20 protein-coding genes are annotated in these 22002 nt (G+C 66.8%); 11 read left to right on the forward strand and 9 right to left on the reverse strand.

Annotated elements, in window-relative coordinates:
- Positions 1–89: 89 nt before the first annotated feature.
- On the reverse strand, positions 90–1646 hold the full coding sequence (locus tag BAY61_RS10225; protein WP_091798588.1) for an MDR family MFS transporter: 1557 nt from the start codon (positions 1644–1646) through the stop codon (positions 90–92).
- A 174-nt stretch (positions 1647–1820) separates the two neighbouring features.
- On the opposite strand from BAY61_RS10225, the gene BAY61_RS10230 reads away from it, so the two are divergent.
- From BAY61_RS10230 to BAY61_RS10240, 3 genes are read left to right on the forward strand one after another with little or no spacing between them, the layout of a single operon-like run.
- Positions 1821–2411 carry a TetR/AcrR family transcriptional regulator gene (locus BAY61_RS10230; RefSeq protein WP_091795557.1) on the forward strand — a complete coding sequence of 197 codons (591 nt, stop codon included), beginning with the start codon at positions 1821–1823 and terminating at the stop codon, positions 2409–2411.
- 34 nt (positions 2412–2445) lie between these two features.
- Positions 2446–2820 carry a VOC family protein gene (locus BAY61_RS10235; RefSeq protein WP_091795560.1) on the forward strand — a complete coding sequence of 125 codons (375 nt, stop codon included), beginning with the start codon at positions 2446–2448 and terminating at the stop codon, positions 2818–2820.
- Between the two features lie 5 nt (positions 2821–2825).
- On the forward strand, positions 2826–3407 hold the full coding sequence (locus BAY61_RS10240; protein WP_176879475.1) for a methyltransferase domain-containing protein: 582 nt from the start codon (positions 2826–2828) through the stop codon (positions 3405–3407).
- On the opposite strand, the gene BAY61_RS10245 is transcribed toward BAY61_RS10240, so the two are convergent.
- Positions 3370–4308 carry a LysR family transcriptional regulator gene (locus tag BAY61_RS10245; protein WP_091795562.1) on the reverse strand — a complete coding sequence of 313 codons (939 nt, stop codon included), beginning with the start codon at positions 4306–4308 and terminating at the stop codon, positions 3370–3372. The genes BAY61_RS10240 and BAY61_RS10245 overlap by 38 nt on opposite strands.
- Before the next feature lie 134 nt (positions 4309–4442).
- Between BAY61_RS10245 and BAY61_RS10250 the strand changes: the two genes are divergently transcribed.
- Complete coding sequence (locus BAY61_RS10250; RefSeq protein ID WP_091795565.1) at positions 4443–5861, forward strand: MFS transporter; 1419 nt, start codon at positions 4443–4445, stop codon at positions 5859–5861.
- 88 nt (positions 5862–5949) lie between these two features.
- Positions 5950–6432 (forward strand): hypothetical protein, encoded by a 483-nt coding sequence (locus tag BAY61_RS10255; protein ID WP_143021312.1) that lies wholly within the window; start codon positions 5950–5952, stop codon positions 6430–6432.
- Between the two features lie 85 nt (positions 6433–6517).
- Here the strand turns inward: BAY61_RS10255 and BAY61_RS10260 are convergent, their stop codons facing one another.
- Positions 6518–6817 (reverse strand): hypothetical protein, encoded by a 300-nt coding sequence (locus BAY61_RS10260; RefSeq protein ID WP_091795571.1) that lies wholly within the window; start codon positions 6815–6817, stop codon positions 6518–6520.
- Positions 6818–7068: 251 nt separating this feature from the next.
- Here BAY61_RS10260 and BAY61_RS10265 point away from each other — a divergent pair, with 251 nt between their 5' ends.
- Positions 7069–8628 (forward strand): long-chain-fatty-acid--CoA ligase, encoded by a 1560-nt coding sequence (locus BAY61_RS10265; protein WP_091795574.1) that lies wholly within the window; start codon positions 7069–7071, stop codon positions 8626–8628.
- A 10-nt stretch (positions 8629–8638) separates the two neighbouring features.
- Here BAY61_RS10265 and BAY61_RS10270 read toward each other — a convergent pair whose 3' ends face one another.
- The 6 genes from BAY61_RS10270 to BAY61_RS10295 all read right to left on the reverse strand — a co-directional run bounded on the left by BAY61_RS10270 (position 8639) and on the right by BAY61_RS10295 (position 14022).
- Positions 8639–9337, reverse strand: a complete 699-nt coding sequence (locus BAY61_RS10270; protein WP_091795577.1) for a hypothetical protein — start codon at positions 9335–9337, stop codon at positions 8639–8641.
- Positions 9334–10236 carry an ABC transporter ATP-binding protein gene (locus BAY61_RS10275; RefSeq protein WP_091795580.1) on the reverse strand — a complete coding sequence of 301 codons (903 nt, stop codon included), beginning with the start codon at positions 10234–10236 and terminating at the stop codon, positions 9334–9336. The genes BAY61_RS10270 and BAY61_RS10275 overlap by 4 nt, the downstream gene beginning before the upstream one ends.
- A complete protein-coding gene (locus tag BAY61_RS10280; protein WP_091798594.1) occupies positions 10233–10595 on the reverse strand; it encodes a GntR family transcriptional regulator in 363 nt (120 codons plus the stop codon). The genes BAY61_RS10275 and BAY61_RS10280 overlap by 4 nt, the downstream gene beginning before the upstream one ends.
- Positions 10596–10855: 260 nt before the next feature.
- A complete protein-coding gene (locus BAY61_RS10285; protein ID WP_091798596.1) occupies positions 10856–11623 on the reverse strand; it encodes a tyrosine-protein phosphatase in 768 nt (255 codons plus the stop codon).
- Between the two features lie 74 nt (positions 11624–11697).
- Complete coding sequence (locus BAY61_RS10290; RefSeq protein ID WP_091795583.1) at positions 11698–13299, reverse strand: long-chain-fatty-acid--CoA ligase; 1602 nt, start codon at positions 13297–13299, stop codon at positions 11698–11700.
- Between the two features lie 72 nt (positions 13300–13371).
- Positions 13372–14022 (reverse strand): TetR/AcrR family transcriptional regulator, encoded by a 651-nt coding sequence (locus BAY61_RS10295; RefSeq protein WP_091795587.1) that lies wholly within the window; start codon positions 14020–14022, stop codon positions 13372–13374.
- Between the two features lie 111 nt (positions 14023–14133).
- Here BAY61_RS10295 and BAY61_RS10300 point away from each other — a divergent pair, with 111 nt between their 5' ends.
- The 5 genes from BAY61_RS10300 to BAY61_RS10320 all read left to right on the forward strand — a co-directional run bounded on the left by BAY61_RS10300 (position 14134) and on the right by BAY61_RS10320 (position 21797).
- A complete protein-coding gene (locus BAY61_RS10300; protein ID WP_091795590.1) occupies positions 14134–15684 on the forward strand; it encodes an acyl-CoA synthetase in 1551 nt (516 codons plus the stop codon).
- A gap of 3 nt (positions 15685–15687) precedes the next feature.
- Positions 15688–16872 carry an acyl-CoA dehydrogenase family protein gene (locus BAY61_RS10305; RefSeq protein ID WP_091795593.1) on the forward strand — a complete coding sequence of 395 codons (1185 nt, stop codon included), beginning with the start codon at positions 15688–15690 and terminating at the stop codon, positions 16870–16872.
- A gap of 15 nt (positions 16873–16887) precedes the next feature.
- Positions 16888–17952, forward strand: coding sequence for an acyl-CoA dehydrogenase family protein (locus tag BAY61_RS10310; protein WP_091795596.1), 1065 nt, complete (start codon positions 16888–16890; stop codon positions 17950–17952).
- 99 nt (positions 17953–18051) lie between these two features.
- Positions 18052–18585 carry a fibronectin type III domain-containing protein gene (locus tag BAY61_RS10315; protein ID WP_091795599.1) on the forward strand — a complete coding sequence of 178 codons (534 nt, stop codon included), beginning with the start codon at positions 18052–18054 and terminating at the stop codon, positions 18583–18585.
- Positions 18507–21797: a fibronectin type III domain-containing protein gene (locus tag BAY61_RS10320; protein ID WP_170140046.1), complete on the forward strand. Its 3291-nt coding sequence runs from the start codon at positions 18507–18509 to the stop codon at positions 21795–21797. The genes BAY61_RS10315 and BAY61_RS10320 overlap by 79 nt, the downstream gene beginning before the upstream one ends.
- The last annotated feature ends 205 nt before the right edge of the window (positions 21798–22002 follow it).

Raw genomic sequence — 22002 nt, forward strand, 5'->3', positions numbered from 1 at the left:
TCGTACCTCATGGGGAAGTCACCCGTTGGAGACCGACGATGTGCGCTCCGACCAGCGAGGGCGTCTCGCGGTGACCGGAGCCCGGTTCACTATCCGGCGCTCACCTTGTGTTTGCCCGCGTCACCGCCGGGTTCGTCGGCGGGCGGCTCTTCGAGGTCGATACTGCTGCGCAGCATGGTCGGCTTGAGCGCGACCGCCGCCGCGACGCCCAGCAGCGCGATCACCGCCGAGATCAGGAAGATGTGCCCCGTGGCGTCGCCGTAGGCATTGCGCACGATGCCTTCGATCTCAGGCGGCAGTTGTTCGAGGTTCAGGTTGCTCGTGCTCCCCATCGCCGTCGAAGGGAGCCCGGCCGCTTCAAGCCCTTCCCGGACGCTGGCCAGGACCCGGTTGGCGAGAACGGCGCCCAGCACCGAGACTCCCACCGTGCCGCCGAGTGAACGGAAGAACGTGATCGACGCGCTCGCCGCGCCGATGTCCTTGAGCGCCACGGTGTTCTGCACGGCGAGCACGAGGTTCTGCATCGACATGCCGACCCCGACGCCCACCAGCACGATCCCTGCCGACACGATGATCATCGAGGTGGAGTTGTCGACGGTAGCCAGCACGGCGAAGCCCGCGACGAGCACGATGGTTCCCGCCACGATGTAGGGCTTGATCTTGCCTGTCCTGCTGATGATCTGGCCGACCACGGTCGAGGACACCAGCACACCCGCCATCATCGGGATCATGAGCAGCCCAGCCTCCGTGGGGCTGTAGCCCCGGCCGACCTGGAAGTACTGCCCGAGGAACACGGCTCCGCCGAACATCGCCATCCCGACGGCGAGGCTGGCGAGAATGGCCAGCGCCGGGGTGCGCCTGCGGATGATGTCCAGCGGCACGACGGGCTCGACGGTGCGTGATTCCCACCAGACGGCGACCACCAGCAGCACGATTCCGGGACCGGCCATGGCGGCGGTCTGCCAGGACAGCCAGGCGAATGAGTTGTCCACGAACGACACCCAGATCAGCAGAATGCTGACGCCCAGTGCGATCAGCGTGGCGCCGACGTAGTCGATGCTGACCTTGCCGTGGCGGGTGACCTGCAAATGCAGGGTGCGGTGCAGCACGACGAGCGCCACGAGGGCGAACGGAATCCCGACGAAGAAACACCAGCGCCAGCCGAGCAGCGAACTGTCGGCGATGAGCCCGCCAAGCAGCGGCCCGCTGACCGTCGCCAGCGCCATCACGCCGCCGAGCAGGCCGTTGTACCGGCCGCGCTCCCTCGGCGGGATCATCGCGGCGATCACGACCTGCACGAGCGCCTGTAAACCACCCACGCCGAGCCCCTGGAAAGCCCTCGCGGCGATGAGCTGACCGGCGTCCTGGGCGAAACCCGAAATGAGCGATCCGGCCACGAAAATACCGATGGCGATCTCCACCAGCAGTTTCTTGCTGTAGAGGTCGGCGAGCTTGCCCCAGATCGGGGTTGTCGCCGTCGCGGCGAGCAGGGTGGCGGTGACCACCCAGGTGTATTGCGTCTGACTGCCGTTGAGCGAGCCGATGATCTTGGGCAGCGCGGTCGAGACGATGGTCGAACTGATCATCGCCACGAACAGGACGAGCAGCAGGCCGCTCAGCGCCTTGAGCACCTGAGGCCGCGCCATCGGCTCCGCACCGGCGGTCAGGGTGTTCGGGGAACTCACGCAGCCTCCAGGCTGTCGTTCATCGGGCAGGGGACAGGCAGGAATGTTTGCCACTTGCAACTATTCCGCGAAGTCGCTCAATGTGCAAGTTTTCCCGATGAGAAATTTTTCTCGGAGTGTCGTACGATCACCGGGGTGAACACGGTGCAGGGACTTCGTGAGCGGAAGAAGATCGCGACCAGGGAGGCATTGCACGAGGCCGCGCTGAAGCTGGCCATGGAACACGGCTTCGACCGGCTGACCGTGGAGGCCATCGCCGACGCCGCGACCGTCTCGCGGCGCACCTTCTCGAACTACTTCGCCAGTAAGGAAGAGGCCCTGCTCTACGGCGACGGGGCGAGGATGGCCGCGATGCTGGAGGCAGTGCGGGCCCGGCCAGCCGCCGAGTCACCGTGGACGGCGCTCACCGCCAGCATGCGCACGCTGTTTCCGGAGCGGGGACCCGACGAGGACTGGGTGGCCAGGGCCAGATTCATCCGCTCCCATCCTTCGTTGCTGGTCCAGCAACTGGCGACCTTCTCCTCGTTCGAGAAGGAACTGGCAGCCGAACTGGCCGCCCGGCTGCCTGAGGAGCAAAGATCCGCCACCAGGCCCCGGTTGATCGCCGGCTGCTTTTTCACCGCCATCAGGGTCGCCACGGTCGCCTGGCTCGACCAGCCGCAGGGCACCTCGTTGCAGGACATCGCCGAGCGGGCACTCGCCGAGGCGGCCGGTCCCTTCGCCTGAGGTGGTACCCGCCCCGTGCGGTTACCGTGCACTCATGCCTCGCTTCAACCGCATCGACTACGTGATCTGGTACGTGGAGTCACTGTCGCGCTCCGTCGCGTTCTACACCGAGGTGCTCGGGCTGGACGTGCGGATCGACGGTGACGGCTACGTCGAGTTCGCCATGGACAACACCAAGTTCGCCCTGTTCGAACGTGCCAAACTGCCCGAACTGATCGGCGGCGAAGGCGGAACGGCACCGGCGGGCGAGATCGGCTTCATCGTCGATGACGTCGACGCCGAGGCCGGGCGCCTTCGCGCGGCCGGTGTGCCGATCCTGACCGGACCGATCGACCGGCCGTGGCGCGAGCGCACGCTGCACATCGCCGATCCGGACGGCAACATCGTCGAGTTCGCGCAGAAACTGTGACCGGCGTGCCGGAGCCGCCCGAGAACCATCCCGACCGGTTGCGATGGAACGAGCGTTACCGCGCGCACGACGGTGGGTTCGAACCGCACCCGTTGTCCTCGGCCGCGGCCGTGGAGGGACTGCCGGAGGGGCCGGTGCTCGAACTCGCCTGCGGGCGCTCCGGTTCGGCGCTCGCGCTCGCCGCGAAGGGACGGATGGTCGTCGCCGTCGATGTGTCCGATGTGGCTATGGCGGATCTCAGAAAACGAGCTCAGGACAAGGGAGTTGCCGAACTGGTCCACTGTGTACTCGCCGATGCCTCGGAATACCGGCCGGCTGACGACTTCGCGCTCGTGCTGGCGACGCGATACTGGGATCCCTCCGCGTTCACGATCGCGGTGGGCGCGGTGAAACCGGGAGGACTGCTGGGCTGGGAAGCGCTTGCCGTCCCTGGCGAGCACGAGGGCGCACTCCCACCGTGGCACATCAGGCACGGCGACCTCGCCGCGCTGGTGCCGGAAGGCTGGACGGTGCTCGCCGAGGAACTGATCCGGCAGGGGCACCGGCGGTTCAGCAGAGTGCTCGCACGGAAAGCCGGGCCGCCGTGACCGTGTTCTTCTCCACGTCGCGTGCCATGGCGCGCACCGCGTCGCGGAAAGCGTTGACCGAACCGGTGTTCTCGCCTGCCCGCCACAGCAGCCGGTAAGCAGCACTCGGCGCGTCGCGCAGCGGAAGGTAGACGATGCCCGGCCGGGGGTAGTACGTGGCGGTGTGCGCCGGGGTGATGATCGCGCCCTGCGCCGCCGACACCAGCGTCAGTGCTTCTTGCAGGTTGGCGACCGAGGGCCCGCGCTCGATGCGCCGTCCGCCGGGTGTTCGCGCGGGAACCCTGTCCTCAAGCCAGTAGGAGGGAACGTCGCCTTCGATGGAAAGCAGCGTGATCTCGGCAAGATCGTCGAGCACGAGACTGTCCTTGATGGACAACGGATGGCAGGCGGGCAGCGCGAGCATCCTGTCCTCTTCGAACAACGGCTCTCCTCCCGAGAGATCGTCCTCATGGGAGGAGAAGTCGACCAGCTGCACGTCGAACTGCCCGTTGCGCAGCTCACCGTAGGGACTGGCCAGCGGGACCTCGCAGAACTCGATCGCGAGGTCGGGATGCGTCGCGCGCAGCGCGTCGGCTGCCCGCACGACGATCTCGCCCGCGAGCGGGTTGGCGAACCCGACGTGCAGCGCGCCGAGCGCTCGCCGCGCGTGCTCGGCCGCCTTCGCGAGCGCCGACTCGATAGCCAGGTGGTGCTGCTCGGTCTCGGCCCGCAACTGTTTGCCGAGCGTGGTCATGGCGACCCGCCTGCTTGTCCTGACGAACAGCGCGGCGCCGACCCGCCGTTCCAGTCGCTGGATGAGCTGGCTGACCCTCGCCCTCGACAGGTGCATGCGCTCGGCGGTGCGGCCGAAGTGCAGCTCGTCGGCGAGCACGAGAAAGCACTCAAGCTCGTCGCGTTCCATCGGATCCCCTGCTCTCGATCGGTAAGCCCGACTGAACGAACGTTGTGATCTTCGGCGTTGTTCCCGCAGGTCGTCCGGAACGAGGGTGGTGGGAGAACGATATTTCTCCGACCTGCGAGGACTTGGTGGGCTTGATGAGTGAGTGGGGCAGCAGACGGTGGGGAGTGCTGCTCGTGCTGTGTGGCGCGATCTTCCTCGAAGGTATCGACATCGCCATGCTCAACGTGGCGTTGCCGGTGATCAGGGCTGACCTGGGGCTGGCGACCGGCGAGTTGCAGTGGGTGGTGAGCGCGTACGTGCTCGGCTACGGCGGGTTCATGCTGCTCGGCGGGAGGGCGGCCGACCTGCTTGGCAGGCGTGAGGTCTTCCTGTGGGCACTGGTGGTGTTCCTCGTGTTCTCCGGGCTCGGCGGGCTCGCGACCGAGAGCTGGATGCTGATCGCGGCACGATTCGTGACCGGTGTCGCCGCGGCGTTCATGACTCCGGCCGGGCTCTCGATCATCACGACGACCTTCGAACAGGGACCGCAGCGCAACAAGGCACTGCTGGTGTATTCGGGGATCGCGGCGGGCGGATTCACGCTCGGCCTGGTCATCGGCGGCCTGCTGACGTCGCTGGGCTGGCGCTGGGTCTTCTTCGCCCCGGTCGGGCTGTCCGCGGTGATTCTGGCTTTCGCCGTCCCGCTGATCCCACGATCGGTGCGTGAGCGGCGCGCGGGTCTGCGGTTCGACGTGGCGGGTGCGGTGACCGTAACGGGGGCGATCGTGCTCGTCGTACTCGGCGTCGAACGGTCGGCGCACGTGCCGGTGTCCGTGACGGCGGCGACTCTCGCGGCGGGCCTGGCGCTGCTCGCCGTCTTCGTGGTGATCGAGAAACGGGCGAAGACCCCGCTCGTGCGGCTGGGCATCTTCGCCAACGCCGCGCTCGTGCGGGCGGGCCTGACGATGTCCCTGCTGGCGGCGGGATTCTTCGGCTTCCAGTTCATCGTCGTTCTCTACCTACAGGAACTGAGGGGCTGGTCGACGCTGGAGACCAGTCTGGCGATGCTTCTGCTCGGGGTGGACGTGCTGCTGTCACCGACGGTGGTGCCCAAACTCGTGGCCAGGTTCGGCACCACCCGCGTCATCTTCGGCGGCATGCTGCTGGCCGCCGCGTCCTACGTGTTGTTCCTCCCGGTCGCGCCGGACTGGACCTACTCCGCGATGATTCCCAGCCTGCTGCTGCTCGGGGTCGCCTTCGCGCTGGCGTACGGGCCTGCCACGATCGCGGCGACCGACGAGGTCGACGAACGGGAACAGGGGCTCGCGGGTGGTCTGCTCTACACGAGCTTCCAGTTCGGCGCCGCGCTGGGGTTGTCGGCCGCCGCGGCCGTCAACGTGGCGAACACGCGTTCCGGCACCGCCGCCTTTCTGATGGAGGGCTACCGGATGGCGCTGCTCGTGCCGGTCGGTCTCGGCCTCGCCGGGATCGTCGTCGCCGCTGCCGGATTGTTCGGGAATCGCCGGAAAAAGGCGACCGGTTCAGCTGCTGAAAAGCTGGTTCCCGTCGACTGAGTTCAAAAAAATCACGAACATCGAGATCGATTTCTCGGGCTTTCAGCTGGCATTTGTTCCGCGCTTTACCGGCTTCACCCGTTGGGCGGTGTCCGGTCGGGACGACGGTGGTTATCTGGTATTACGGCACCCGGATTCACCGGTACGCACGCATATTCAGGGGAGTAGCCACATGTCGAGTGATTTTGATGCCAGCGTGAAACTGCTCTACGCGGTCGACGTCGGAACATTCTTTACGATCGACGACGTCACATTGAACGATCCTTTCGATGTCATCATGAACATCGAGATTGGCAGGGACTTGAACCAGAATGTCACCAGATTCGACGCGAGGGTGGGTATTCGCAATCTCACCCAGTCGGTCAACGTGGCGACGGCGAACCAGGGCGGGTCGCTGACTCCTTCGGACACCGATCCGTTCTTGCAGGAATTGCGGATCAACATCCCCGCGGGCTGGGGAGCGAAGGCCGCCGTTGGCGATGTATTGCAAGCGGTCGCCTCGTACAAGGTGACGGCGGGGTCGAACTTCGACTTCTCGACCGCGGAAAGCCTGCCCTTCGTCGTGTCGTGACTGAGGATCGGTCGATCCTGGCCGGTTTCCCGGACATCCGTGGCCGGGGAACCGGCCGCGTCCACGCGTGGGCGCGGCGAGGGGGTCAGCGGGCCTCGGGGTCCTCGATACCGTGCTGGCGTAGCCAGTCGAGCCAGACCTGAGTCGGTTCGCCCCGAGGGACGGGCCGTGCCATTTCGGTGCGCATCACGATGTCCAGCGCGCCCTTTTCGCTACCCGAGTGGCTGGCGCCGGTGTCGCCCTGGTTGAGCACGAGCTGGTCGAACTCGGGGTCCCACCGCACGATGAAGTGCCTGCCGCATTCGGGGCACAGCCACTCCTGGGTATCGGCGCGGTCGGCCCGCTGAAGGGCCATGACGTGGTGTTCGGCAACGGGATCCATCATGCCGTTCTCCGTCCTCGGCGCCGTGCGGCGCGCGGGTACCCGCCGGGGCATCCGCCCGGCGTGGCTCCAGTGTCCATCGCGCGGCCAGTGATGGACAGAAGCACGCCCGGTCTGTCCCGGGAGCCGGATTTCGCTGCGCGGGTGGCCTGCCATCGGTCTGTCCATAATGGATCACTCAGCGATGGTTGAAGCCGGGGCCGCTCGCTCGTAATCTGTGGGGACAGCGTCCGCTGACGGGGGAGAGGCCGAGGATGACCGATGCGGGTGCCCACGTCGCCGACCTGCTGCAACGGTGGGAGCAGCGATCTCCCGGCCGGGTGGCTCTGCGGTTCGGTGAGCAGAGCTGGTCATGGCGCGACCTCTCGGCGAGGGTACGCCGCAACGCCGCCGCCCAGCGCGCGGCGGGCCTGGCCGAGGGCGATCGCGTCGCCTTTCTCGACAAGAACCACCCCGCCTGCCTGGAAACCACGCTGGCCTGCGCCTACGCTGGCACGGTCAACGCGGTGGTCAACGCGCGGCTCGCACCGGACGAGCTGAGCTACGTACTCAACGACTCGGCCGCGAAGGTGCTCTTCGTCGGCGCCGAACTACTTCCCGCGCTCGAAGGGATCCGTGACGAGCTGAAGACGGTGGAGCGGGTCATCGTCGTCGGCGGAGCCGAGACCGACGAGTACGAGGCGTTCCTCGCCGGTGCGGGCGAGCCGGACGGCACCGAACGCGCCGACGCCACCCTCGACGACTGTTTTCTCCAGCTCTACACCTCGGGAACGACGGGTTATCCGAAAGGCGCGATGCTGACCCACCGTTGCCTGCTCGCTCACTCCGAAGCAGCCGCGAAGGGCTTCGGGTTCACCGCCGACTCGGTCAATCTCGTTGCCATGCCGTTGTTCCACGTCGGGGGCACGAGCTGGGCACTGGCCGGGATGTCGGTCGGCTGCGAGACGGTGCTCGTGCGGGACGTCGTTCCCGCCGACGTGCTGGCCACGATCGCGGCCCATCGCGTGACGCACGCCTTCTTCGTGCCGGCCGTCATCGGGTTCCTGCTGCGCGTTCCCGGCGTGCGGGAGGCCGACGTCTCCACGCTGCGCTGCCTCGGCTACGGCGGATCGCCGATGCCCGCCGCGGTGCTGAGCCAGGCCATGGACGTCTTCGACGTCGACTTCTACCAGGTCTACGGGATGACCGAGGCCGCGGGCGTGTTCTGCATTCTCGGGCCGGACGACCACAGGGCCGCCGACCATCCCGAATGGCGCTCGTCGGTGGGAAGGCCCGTCGACGGGGTCGAGATGCGGGTCGTGGATCCGGTGTCGGGCACCGTGCTCGGCGACGGTGAGCTCGGTGAGTTCCAGATCCGGGGCGAGCAGGTCATGGCGGGGTACTGGGGGCGGGCCGAGGACACCGCGGCCACCATCGCCGACGGCTGGCTGCGCACCGGCGACGCCGGGCGCAGGGACGAGCACGGCTATTTCTCCATCGAGGACAGGGTCAAGGACATGATCATCTCGGGTGGGGAGAACATCTACCCCGCCGAGGTGGAGCGGGTGCTCGCCGAGTTTCCCGGTATCGCCGAGGTGGCGGTGATCGGCGTCCCCGACGCCACCTGGGGTGAGCAGGTCAAGGCCGTCGTCGTGCCCTCGGCGGCCGCGCCGGACCCGGACGATGCGATCGCGTTTTGCAGGGACAGGCTCGCCGGATACAAGTGTCCGTCCACAGTGGATGTCGTTGCCGAGCTTCCCCGCAACGCGACGGGGAAAATACTCAAGCGCACGCTGCGCGAACCCTACTGGGAGGGAAGGCAACGTGCGCTGTGAGCTGAGCCGGTCAGGGAGTTGCCCTGCGCAGGGTCAGGAAACCGATACCGGCCAGAATCACGGCCAGTACGAACGGGTAGCCCGCGAACAGGCTCATCGGTGACTGGTCGGCGAAGAACCTGCCGACGGCGGGCCACCACTGCTGCCAGGTAGCCAGAATCCCCAGGATGGCGGCGACCGCGCCGGTGCCGATGGTGAGAGCGTAGACACCGGGCTGGCCCCACCGCTTGAACACGATGCCGACGTAGACACCGATGAAGGACATGAACAGGAACGGCACCGTGTAGATGAGGAACTGGAGCAGCGGATTGTCGTTGACCATGAACGGAACGCCGAAGAACTTCAGGTCCATTCCCCAGCCGCCGGTCGCCCGCTCCAGCAGCAGCATCAGGTACATCAGGATGCCGTAGCCGATCGCCTGCCCGACGATGAGCACTGATGTCGCCGCGTAGAAGGTGCGGCGGGTGACGCTCAGGCCAAGCGCGAACGTGAAGATCTGGGTCATCGTGATGATGTGCGAGACGAGCAAGGTGATGTAGATGGACATTATCGCGCCCGTGACCATGCTACCGGGTTCGGCAGTGTCGCTGATCACCCCGAAGATCGCGAGGTTCGTCGCGAAGGCGATCGCGAGAACGAGCAACGGGTTCCCGATCACCATCGGCGCGTTGACGAGCTGGATGCGGACGACATTCCACACGCGACTCATGATTTCTCCCCGTTTCCATTGGTCGCGCCGACGAGCTGGCGCCCGCCCGCTGCTTGCTGAGTCGTGCGAACGACGAGTTCCTGGAGGGACACCGGTTCGAACTCCAGTCCGGTCGGCGACTGTCCCGTGTGGACGTTCTCCAGTGTCACCCTGAGGAAGCCGCCGAGCTGTTCCCTGTGCAGTTCCCTGTGCCCCTTGGCGAATTCCTCGACGGCCGACACCGGCCCGGTGACGGTGACCGCCCTCGACCGCAGCAGGTCGGAGTCCTCGTCGAGCAGCACCCTGCCCTGGTCGATCAGCACCACGTGCTCGATGAGGTCGCTGACCTCGTCGATCAGGTGCGTCGAAAGCACGATCGTGCGCGGGTTCTCGGCGTAGTCGGCGAGCAGCCGGTCGTAGAACACCTGCCTGGCCACCGCGTCCAGCCCGAGATAGGGCTCGTCGAAGAAGGTGAGCGGCGCGCGGGCCGCCAGCCCGATGATGACCCCGATCGCGGAGAGCTGTCCCCTGGAAAGCTTTTTGATCCTGCGCTTGATCGGGAGCGCGAATTCGGCGATCAGTTCGTCGGCGAAAGGCTGATCCCAGCCGGGGTACAGCAGCCTGGCAGCGGCGAACGCGTGCCGGGGCGTGAAGTTGTCAGGGTATTTCTGCGATTCCTTGATGAAGCAGACTTTCCTGAGCGTGTGGTCGTTCTCGTACGGTGCCTCGCCGAAGACCTCGGCCGTCCCCGACGTCTGAAAACCCTGACCGGTCAGTATCGACATGATCGTGGTCTTGCCTGCCCCGTTGCGGCCGAGCAGCCCGTGGATCCGGTTGTCTTCGAGGTCGAGGCTGACGTCGTCGAGTGCGGTGAAGTTGCCGTACCGCTTGGTCACGTTGCGCAGTCGAACGGCGGTCATGCGTCGTCCCTCCAGACGTCGATCATCTTCTTGAGGTCTTCGGCATCCATCCCCAGTTTGCGTGCTTCTGTGAGCAGCGGAGCGATGAACGCCTGTCCGAAGGCTTGCTTGCGGCGTTCCAAGAGCAGATTTCGCGCTCCTTGCACCACGAACATTCCGATTCCCCTTTGTTTGTAAAGCACCCCATCGGCCACCAGCCGATTAACCCCGTTCGCCGCGGTCGCCGGGTTGATCCGGTGAAACGCGGCAAGCTCGTTGGTGGACGGCACCCGGCTTTCCTCAGGCAACGCGCCGTCGATGATCGAGTTCTCGATCTGCTCGGCGATCTGGAGGAAAAGCGGCCGGCCGTCATCTCTCATGTCGGCGGACACTACCATGGTGCACTGGTTCATTACTCATGTAGTGAACCATGACGGTAGGCGACGTGGTTTGTCAAGTCCGGTACTCGACGACCTACCTGGCGAAGGGCGCGCGAAAGCCCCTGGTCAGGGCTATGTGCCGGGTGAAAGGAGTCCAGAAGGATGTCTGGTGACGAGCCTCATGCCCGGTTCGGTCGTGCCGGGAATCGACGGCTGAGGTTCGTGAACCGCGTGGATTTCGGTGGGAAACCCGCCTGGCTTCACGCCTGGCCGCGCAGCCTCCCGCGCAGCGTGGCCACCTCGGAAGCGGTGAATCCGTTCCGGTCGAGCCAGCAGTGCACGCCGTCGTAGCGAAGGTCGATCTGGTCGAGGAACTGCGCCATCGTCTCGGGAAGGGGCCGATGACCGTCGATCGGGATGCGCGCGACGTCCTCGGCGTAGGTCCGCGACGCACTCAGCCGTTTGATGATGGCCTCGATGCGCTCACCTGACGCGGCGTAGTCGGCCACGATGTGCTCGCGCAGCGCCCCCGCCACGGTCAGCGCGAACGCGACGACGACCCCGGTGCGGTCCTTGCCTGCCGCGCAGTGCACGAGGGCGGGGCCCTTCGCCGAGGCGATGGCCCGCAGCGCGCCGACGATGCTCTCCGGCCGTTGCTCGACGTAGCCGAGGTAGGCGCCGCACGTCCGGTCTCCCTGATGCTGTGCCTGTTCCTCGCGCCGCCTGGCCAGCAGCGCGTCCGGCGTGTCCCATGCCCGCTCCGGTACGAGCGAGTGGTGGACGTGCTCGACACTGGCCACCCTGGTCAGCGGGGCTGGACCTTCCGAGGTGATTTCGCCGAGGGTCCGCAGATCCACCACTGTGGTGAGCTTGACGGTGTCGACGAGGTAGGACACGTCGGAAGGGGAGAGGTTTTGCAGGTTGTCGGCCCTGAGCAGCCTTCCCGCCGTGGTGCTCCCGCCATCGCCGGTCGGGATGCCGCCGACGTCCCTGATGTTGACCGCGCCTTCGAGTTCAAGCCACATCACGCCGTCGAGACTCGCAGAAGCGGAGACCTCGTGGGCGTCGTTACGCCGGATGTCACAGTGCGGACCGAAACCGCTCACAGCGGCGTGACGAGCAGCCTGCCTGCCGCGAGATCCGCCCTGAGTTCGGTCTTGAGCACCTTGCCGCTGGGATTGCGGGGCAGCGCTGGCACGATCGCCATGCGTCTCGGCCGCTTGTAACCGGCCAGCTTGTCGCGGCACCACTCGGCGAGACCGGCCGCGTCCGGCGGATCATCGGGCACCTTCGCCGAAATGACCGCGAGCGGGGTTTCTCCCCATCGTTCGTCGGGCACGCCGATCAGCGCCACCTCGCCGATCCGGGGGTGCGCGGCGAGCACGTTCTCCACCTCGGCGCAGTAGATGTTCTCGCCACCCGAGATGATCATGTCTTTCTTGCGGTCGACGACGAAGTAGTACCCGTCCTCGTCTTCACGCACGAGGTCACCGGAGTGGAACCAGCCACCCCGGAAGGCTTCCTCGGTCTCCTTCGGCTTGTTCCAGTACTCCTTCATCACCATCGGGCTGCGGTAGACGATCTCGCCGACCTCGCCCCGTTGCACGTCGTTCATGTCGTCGTCGACGACCCTGACCTCGACGTTGAGCATGGGTGTGCCGACCGAGCCGATCTTGCGAATCGAGTCCTCACCGCGCAGCAGCGTCGTGCACGGGCTGCATTCGGTCTGCCCGAACGCGGTGGTGACCTCCGCCTGCGGGAACGCGTCGATCATGGTGCGCAGCAACGTCGTCGAAGCGGGCGCGGCGCCCCACGACAGCGTGCGCAGTGCCGAGAGATCGCGCTCGGCGATACCGGGAACCGACACGATGGCCTGCCATTGCGCGGGAACGAAGAACACCGAGGAAACCCGCTCGCGTTCGAGCAGCTCGACGGTCGCGGCCGGATCGAACTGCCCCGACGGCAGCAGTACGGTGCGCCCGCCGAGCAGCAGATTGGGCAGCATGCCCGAAAGTCCCGCGATGTGGAAGAGCGGGGCCGCGGCGAGCCACACCCTGTTCTCGGTCATGGCTCCGAGGTGCGTCATGTTGCTGAACGCGTGCATGAGCAGGTTGAAATGGCTCAGTACGGCGCCTTTCGGCCTGCCCGTCGTTCCCGAGGTGTACATGATGAACGCCGCGTCGTGTTCGTCGACCCGTCGTTCTCCGAACACCGGCGCGGCAGACGAGAGTGCCTGTTCGTAGTCCTCGGCGTCGCCGCGTTCGGCGCCTTCGCCGAAGATCAAGCACACCGGTGCGCCTTCGAGTTGTTCGCTCGCTTTGGCGATCGTGCCCGCGAACGGCGCCTGCACGATGATCACGCCGACGCCGCTGTCGCCAAGGGTGTAGGCGATCTCGTCGGCGACGAGCCGGAAGTTGACCGGAACGCAGATGGCGCCGAGCCGGGTCGTCGCGAAGTAGGTCTCGATCACCTCAAGGCTGTTGAGGCCGAGTACGGCGACCCGGTCGCCGCGGCCGATTCCTCGCTCCCGCAACGCGTTCGCCAGCCTGGACACTCGTTCGTCAAGGTAGCGATAGGTCAGGGAAACGCCGGCGAAGGTGTAGGCGACGTCGTCGCCGACGGTGCGGGCGTGCCGGGCGAGCTGGTCGCCCATGGTCATTCCCCTGCCGAGCAGGAGAGGCGTTTCGCGAGCTGGTGTGGACATCGGCAACCTCGGCGATGCTCGGGGGTCTCGGGAGTGACGCAACCACATGCTGGCCTGCCCGAGCGGTTACAGTCAACCCTGACTGTTTGTGGCGTCGCCGGTGAACAGCAGCGTCCTCGCCACCGACTTCCACACCGCGACGTGCCGATCGCGCGCCGGTGACCTGCGCTCGAAGGCATACGGCAACGCCGCGCCGCGCATGCTGGTGAACAACAATTCCCGTAGCTCGTCATAGCGGGGATGGGCACACACGGCAGGGCCCCAGATGCGGTCGGCCACGCCGCGGATCGCGTCGCGCAACTGCCGTTCGGCCGGGCGCAGCGCCGCCGCCAATGCCGGGTTGGTGCGCGCCGCGGTCCACAATTCCACCGCCGCCCAGAAGAATGGCTCGTGGAAAGTCGTCCACAACAACTCGATGCAGCGCTCGACCCGGACCGGGCCTTCCGGCTCGTCGGTGAGCGCCTCGGCGACCCTGCGCTCGGTGTGCGCGAGCCGGGTCGTCGCCAGGTGCTGTGCCGCCGCGACGAGCAGGCCGTCCCTGGAAGGGAAATGGTGCAGCAGCCTGCCCCTCGACACCCCGGCCTTCGCCTGGATCGCCAGCGTCGAAGCACCCGCGTAGCCGTGCTCGACAAGGCAGTCCACGGCGGCGTCCAGGATCAGCGCGCGACTGTCCTGCGTGCGCTCCCTGCGGCTGCGCGCCGCCTGTTGTCCCGCTCCCGCCATGGGCTCAGGGTAGCGACCCGCCGCAGAGCGGGCGGAAAACAGTCGGCATTGACTGGATTGTGCCGGGCTGCCAGTCTTCGAAGGACACCGCCGGTTCGAGGAGGAACCAGCATGTACCCGGACACCCACGCCGCCGTGCACCCCGATCGTCCCGCGGTGGTGCTCGCCGAATCCGGTGCAGTACTCGGCTACCGCGCGCTCGCCGAGCAATCCGCGAGGCTGGCCAACGTCTTCCGGGCGGAAGGACTCCGCAAGGGCGACACCGTGGCATTGCTGACCGACAACGCGCTGCCCGCCTACGAGGTGTACTGGGCCGCGGTGCGCTCGGGGCTGTATCTCGCCGCCGTCAACAGTCACCTCGGCCCCGACGAGGCCGCCTACATCGTCGCCGACTCGGGAGCCAAGGCGCTCGTCGTCTCCGCCGCGATCGGCGAACTCGCGACCGAGGTCGCCCGGCGCGTCAGGGTGCCCGTCCGGCTGGCCTTCGGCGGGCAGGTGGAGGGCTTCGACGACTACGCGAAAGTGGTGGCGAACGCGTCTGCCTCCGTGCCCGAGGATCAGCCAGCGGGCGCCGATCTGTTGTACTCGTCGGGAACCACCGGCCGTCCCAAAGGGATCAAGGTGGCGCTGCCCAGTCACCAGATCGACGAACCCGGCAACATCCTGCTTCCCTTGCTACAGGCCAAGTACGGCTTCTCGGCGGGGATGGTCTACCTGTCGCCCGCGCCCGTCTACCACGCGGCGCCGTTGCGGTTCGGCGCCTGCGTACACGCCGTCGGTGGCACGCTCGTGATGATGGAGCGCTTCGAAGCCGAGGCGGCCCTGCGGGCGATCGAACGCTACCGCGTCACCCACAGCCAATGGGTTCCCACGATGTTCGTCAGGATGCTCAAACTGCCGGAATCCGGCCGCTCCCGCTACGACCTCTCCAGCCACCAGGTCGCCGTGCACGCGGCGGCCCCGTGCCCCGTCGAGGTCAAGCACGAGATGATGAGCTGGTGGGGACCGATCCTGCACGAGTACTACAGCTCGACCGAGGGCGCCGGGATGACCTTCATCGGCCCCGAGGAATGGCTCGGCAAACCCGGTTCCGTCGGCAGGGAAGGACTTGGCGTGGTCCGGATCTGCGCTGAGGACGGAAGTGTACTTCCGGCGGGCAGTACCGGCACCGTCTACTTCGAACGCGACGAACCGGCCTTCGAGTACCACAACGACGAACCGAAGACCCGCTCCGCGCGGCACCCCGGTCACCCGAACTGGGCGACCAACGGCGACATCGGCAGACTCGACGACGACGGCTACCTCTATCTCACCGACAGGGCGGCCTTCACCATCATCTCCGGCGGAGTGAACATCTATCCACAAGAGACGGAGAACGTGCTCGCTCTGCATCCCGCCGTACACGACGTCGCCGTCATCGGAGTCCCCGACGCCGAACTGGGCGAGGTCGCGAAAGCATTGGTGCAGCCGGAATCCACGGCTGAACCGGGACCCGAGCTGGCCGAGGAGCTGCTTGCCCACGTGCGCGCCAGGATCGCCCACTACAAGGCACCCCGGTCCGTCGATTTCGTCACCGACCTTCCCCGTACGCCGACGGGAAAGTTGCTCAAGCACGAACTGCGCGCCCGTTACCGGGACACCGCGCCGGACCAGCGGGGGTAGGAAATGGACTTCCGGAACGACGTGCGAACCTGGCTCGCCGAGTACGCGCCACCCGGTGGCGTGGCTCAGGACGATCCGGTCGCGATGGGCAAAGCGTTCCAGGCCGCCCTGTACGACGCGGGTTTCGCGGGGATCACCTGGCCAGCCGAATACGGTGGCGCTGGACTTTCCTCGGCTGAGCAACAGATATTCGACGAAGAGGCTGCCTCCAGCGACCTGCCGACCGGAATCTTCCTGATCGGCCTGGGAATGTGCGGTCCGACGCTCCTCGACCTCGGCACCCACGCCCAGAAGAGCCGGTATGTGCGCCCGTTGCTGCGGGGCGAGGAAATCTGGTGCCAGCTCTTCTCCGAACCCGGCGCGGGATCCGACGTGGCGAGCCTGCAAACCCGTGCCGAGCGGGACGGCGACGACTGGGTCGTCAGCGGCCAGAAGGTGTGGACATCCGGAGCGCAGTACGCCGACTTCGGCGCGCTACTGGCCCGCACCGACCCCGGCGCGCCGAAACACCGTGGTATCACCATGTTCATCGTGGACATGCGGGCCGAGGGCGTCACGGTGCGGCCACTGCGCGACATGACCGGAAGAGCACCGTTCAACGAGGTGTTCTTCGACCGCGTCCGAGTCCCTGCCGACGCGGTGATCGGCGAGGTCGACGCGGGCTGGTTCGCCGCCGTGACCATGCTCGGCCACGAGCGCGTCTCCATCGGCGGATCGGTGCGCAGGCACTACGATCCGCTCACCTACGCCAATCTGCACGCGCTCGCGAGCAAACTGGGACGGGCACACGATCCGGTGGTGAGCTCGGAACTCGTCACGCTGTACGCGAGGGAACGGGCGCTCGCGCTGTTCAACACGCGGCTCAAACAGGAAGCCGATGCCGGATCGCGGCCCGGCGCGCGGGGTTCGGTCGCCAAACTGGCCGGTGCCCAACTGCTGTGGCAGGCGGTGTCGGTGGCCGGATTGATCGCCGGTCCGCGCGCCGTCGCCTGGGAACCGGACGATGTGGACAGTGCCGAGCTGGCCGTCGCCATCAACGCGACGCCAGCGTCGAGTATCGCGGGCGGCACCAATCAGATCCAGCGCGGCATCATCGGTGAGCGCATTCTCGGACTGCCGAAGGAACCACAGGCCGACCGGGGTGTCCCGTTCCGGGAACTGCGCGTGGGAACACAGCACCAGGACTGAGCGGGGGAAACCGTCATGCGGCTGGTACTCGACGACGAGCAACGGCAATTGCGTTCGGCCGTGCGCGACGTGATCGCCGATCACTGTCCGCCGGCGCGGGTCAGGTCGGTCATCGGCGAACAGGGCTGGGATCCGGCGCTGTGGCGGCGGCTCTGCGAACTCGGGGTGACCGGGCTGGCCGTGCCGGAGCGATTCGGCGGCGAACGCGCGGGGCCGGTCGAGCGCTGTGTGGTACTGGAGGAACTGGGCCGCTCGCTCGCTCCCGTTCCGTATCTGGCTTCCGCGTGTCTCGCCGTCGACGCCGTACGCGCGCTCGACGACGAGAGTCTTTCGGCTGACGTACTGCCCCGGCTCGCCTCTGGTGAACTGATCGGCACCGTCGCGGTGTCCCCCGTGGACACCGTGGAGGCGCGTGAGGACGGCGGAACCTGGACACTGCACGGCACGGCGGACTACGTCATAGCGGGGGACGTCGCGGAGTTCGTGCTCGTGTACGCGGGGGCAACGGGCTGGTTCGCCGTCACCGGCTCGCGGCAATACACGCCGCTGGACACTCTCGACCCGACGCGGCGGCTCGGCAGGCTCGAATTCGCCGGAACACCGGCGACCAGGATCGCTTGTGCCGACCCGGAGTCCGTGCTGCGCGCGGTGACCGATGCCACCGCGATCGCGCTCGCTGCGGAATCGGTCGGCGGTATGGCCTGGGTGCTGGAGACCACTGTGGACTACGCGAAGGCCAGGGTGCAGTTCGGCAGGGCCATCGGTTCGTACCAGGCGGTGAAACACGCCTGCGCCGACATGTACAGCACGTACGAGCAGGCGGTTTCGGTGCTGCGGTACGCGGCGTGGGCCTCGGCGGAGGCGGCGGGAGAGGCGCCGGCCGCGGCAGCGCTCGCTTCGGTCTACATCGGACCGGCCTACTTCGACGTCGCCGCGACCGGCCTGCAGTTGCACGGCGGTATCGGGTACACGTGGGAGCACGACGCGCACCTCTACTACAAACGGGCGAAGACGAACGAACTGCTGCTGGGCCCCGCCGACCGGGCCGGGAAAACCTTGGCGACCGCGCTGGGAATCTGACCTCGCCGGGAAACTTCGCGCTAGGTCGCCGCTATCTCGCCGATATGCCGGTCCTGCCACGATTGTCCGACGTCGTGGTCATGGGGAGCGGAGGACTCGGTGCGGTCGAGGTTGTTCAGGGTCACCACCATTTCACTGGTGACAGCGGTGTTGTGCGGCATGACGGGAACGGCGAGCGCGAGCCCGCCGGACGAAACCGGAACCGTCACCGGTCCCCGGCTGGCTGCCGTGGCGGCTCAGGAGGAACCTCCGGCCGCCCCGATGATCAGTGACCAAGTCGGCAGGGACGGTGCCGTGCGGGTCAGCTGGCACGACCCGGATCCGCAAACGGCCGAGGTCACGAGCTATGTCGTCACCGCGGAACCGGGCGGCGCCAGCACGACCGTCGACGGTGACTCGCGCTCGGCGATCGTCGGCGACCTCACCAACGGAACGCGGTACCGGATGTCGGTGGTGGCGCACAATGGATTCGGCCAGAGCGAACCGGCGCCGCCCTCGAATCCGGTGACCCCCAGGCCCGCGACGTTCCGATGGAACCGGTCATCACCGGTGTGGTGCCTTCCGACGGGGGAATCGCCGCGCTGTGGGTCGAACCTCCGGACGGAGGCTCCGCCATTACGGGTTACCTGCTGACCGCGGAGCCCGGTGGGCATCGTCTCGAACTGCCAGCCGACACGACAGTCGGTGAATTGACCGGGCTGGACAACGATGTCGCACATGTGATCGGAGTGACCGCCTTCAACAAGGCGGGCGCGAGTCCCGTCGCCGAACGCGAGGACGTGACGCCCGCACGAACCCGGCTTCCCGGGGCTCCCACGGATCTGCGTGCCGTCGGGGGCGACGGCACGGCGAGTCTGTCCTGGCAGGCGCCCGCCGATCCCGGCAGCAGCGACATCACCGAGTACGAAGTGCGCACGACACCCGGCGACCTGCTCACCGTCGTCGACGGTACCGAGGCCGAGATCACCGGCCTCGACAGAGAGCAGAGTTATCACTTCAGCGTCGCCGCGCGCACCGCCGACGGCCTCGGTCCCGCGAGTGAGGCCGTCGGGCCCATCGAGCCGCGGTTGACCGTGGTGGGCGAGCCCCACGTGTTGTCCGAACCAGCCGCGAACGCCATCACCGCGGTACTTCCCGACGGCACCATCGAATTCGGTGAGGTCCCGGAAGAAATTGTGGACCTCGCGCCAGGAACGATCTTGATGTCGGGCCCGGCACCCGCCGCGCCACGTGGCCTGCTGCACCGGGTCACGAGCGTCGTCGAGAACGGGAGACAAGCGGAGATCCGTACCGAGCAGGCAGGTGTGGACGAGGTCTTCGAAGACACCTCGGTGGCCTTCGACATGTCGCTGGATCCGCCGGAGATCGCGGGGCTTGCCGATGAGGGGCCGGGGACGGAGATCGTCGAGCCGAAGGTCGACGGCGTTCCGCTGAGCAAGCTGGCTCCCGATGACGACAAGGACAAGGGCGGCCCCGAGGTCTCGTTCAGTAACGGCGCCCTCGTCGTGAAGGTCGACATGTCACTGGGCGAGCACGGCGGACGAGTCGGGAGCTATTCGGCGACGGGCACGTTCAAACCGACCGTCGACGGTTCGATCGACCTGACGTCGGGATCGGCGCCCCGGACCAGTTTTACGGCGGCGATCGAAGCTACCTTCGACCTCAAGGCGCAACTCGGCGTTCTTCCGAAGTGGGACAAGGAATGGGAACTCTTCAAGATCAAGGGCAAGTGCAACACCCTCATGATCGGAGGGTACCCACTGGTCTGGTGTCCCGAATTCGACATGAAGATCACCGGCGAGATCGGCTACTCGGCCGGGGTCACCTTCACCAGCAAGATTTCCCACAAACTCGGCGCGAAACTCGACATCGTCGGCGGGGAGGTGACTGCCACGCCGATCGATGAGGTTTCGAGCGACGGAGGCGAATTCCGGGCTTTCGGCTCCGTATCCGCGAAACTGGCGATGCCGGTGAGCTTCACCGTCTTCCTTTACAACGCGGCGGGGCCGGGAGTCAAAGTGGAACCGTATTTCCAGACGACGGCCGATACCAACGCCGATCCCTGGTTCACGATGCACGCGGGCTGCACGCTCGACGTGTTCCTGAAAAGCAGGGAGTTCTTCGGGTTCAGCTTCGACTTCACCCAGAATCTGCTGGATGCCGAGACGTGCAAATGGGAGTTGTTCGCGGCGGACGGACCGTTCAACGGCATCCAGATCGATCCGCGCATGGTCGATACCGACGTCGACAAACCCGTGCGGATGGGCCTCGACTACATTCGCGTACCCTCTGACAGCACCGTCAACTGGTCGGTCACCGACGGCCCCGGTGAGATCGATTCGTCAGGCGAATACGTTTCGGCGACCGGAGGTGTCGCCACGGTCCGCGCGGTGCGCCCCGCCGACGCGCTCGCGCCGGAAAGCATTTCCGAAGCCACGGTGCGGGTCGGCGCGTTCCCTCCGGATGCGCCATCCGGTCTCGTCGCCGAACCGGCTCCGGGGGGTGCCCTGCTGGAGTGGAATCCTCCGGCCGACGACGGGGGATCTCCGATCACGGAGTATCTCGTCAAGGTCAAGTCGGAGGACCGGACCTATGTCAGAAACGTCGGAAGCTCGCCCGCACTGGTAGCACCGCTGGAACCCGGCGTGAGCTACCGCTTTCAGGTCGCGGCCAAAACCGACTTCGGGGTCAGCGGATTCAGCTCGTGGTCCGAGCCCGTCGTCCCGCTTCCGCCCGATCTGAGTGGTGATAACGGAGTGGTCAACATCGCGATCGACGAGCACGGAAGACCCGACCGCACGGCGGTGGCAGGGAGAAAACAGGACATCGCGATCTCCGGCGACGGCAGGTACGTGTTCTTCTCCACGACATCCGACAGCAACCTCGTGCCACTCATGCACCGCAGCGCGGGGCCGGACGCGAACTACCTAGTCCGCAAGGATCTCGACACCGGCGCTCTGGTCGTCGCCTCGCGTGGCTTGTCAGGCGAATTGGTCAGTTCCACCAGCTGGGGCGCCTATGGTCAGCAATCCCTTGTCGCCACGAACCAGGACGGCAGCGTGGTGGCCTTCGCCGCCGACGACGCACTGCTCGTGCACGATCTCGAAGGGGGAGGGACCTGGCAGGCCAACCGGGGTGTAGCGGGTGAACTGCGCGGGCAACTGACCATGACCGACGACGGCACCACCGTGGCCTTCGGTGTTTCCTCGGACGGTGGCGCGTTCCTCGGCACGACGTACCGCGCGACGGCGGACTCGCTCGTCGAGATGACCTACTGTCCACTGGAGGACTGCCACCGCATCGTCGGCTACACCTACGACATGTCGGACGACGGGCGGTGGGTGACCTACTCGGCAGGCGTCGGGCCCACGACCGAATGGCACAAGACGACCATCAGGTACGACGCCGAGACCGGTGAGTACCAGAATCTTTTCCCGAACGATCCGGAATGGGGAACCTTCGTCAACACAAGGCTCTCCGGTGACGGGACCGTCCTCATCGGAGCGGGGCCGAATGGCTGGGGACCCGGTACGGCCTTCCACTGGAAGATCGGCAGCGGGCCTATCGGCTCGGGAAACATCATTCCCGGTGGCTGGGGACTGTTCCAGCACGAGACAGACCACACCGGCAACCGGATGCTGATGTACCAGAACGCCTGGCCAGGAGGCGGGTACGGCGACGCCGCGATCGTGGACCGCGACACCGGCCGGACCGTGGTGCTCCCGGTGCAGAACTGGAACGCCACGGCCGAGATCGCGAAGATACCCGACGAGACCGGCCGGGTCGTGTGGACGGAGCGGGCCGGGGGACAAGGTCTGCACGGGGTGTGGTTGAGCCAGTTGTGAGCGACGGTGGCCCGCGCGCCGACGCGGCGGCCGATGACGGCTGAGGTCCTGGACACCCCGCGGCTTTTCCCGGGGTGTCCAGGACGTGTCCGGGGGCGCCGGGTGTGCGGGTGGTGCGATTCCGGGTGCGCTCGTGTGCCTCAGCGCGGATCTCGCCGTCCCGGGCGGGGGACTCGCGGCTTGACAAGGTTTGATCACCGCGGTC

Origin of the sequence: Prauserella marina, assembly GCF_002240355.1 — a bacterium.
In the GTDB taxonomy this organism is placed as follows: Bacteria; Actinomycetota; Actinomycetes; order Mycobacteriales; family Pseudonocardiaceae; genus Prauserella_A; species Prauserella_A marina.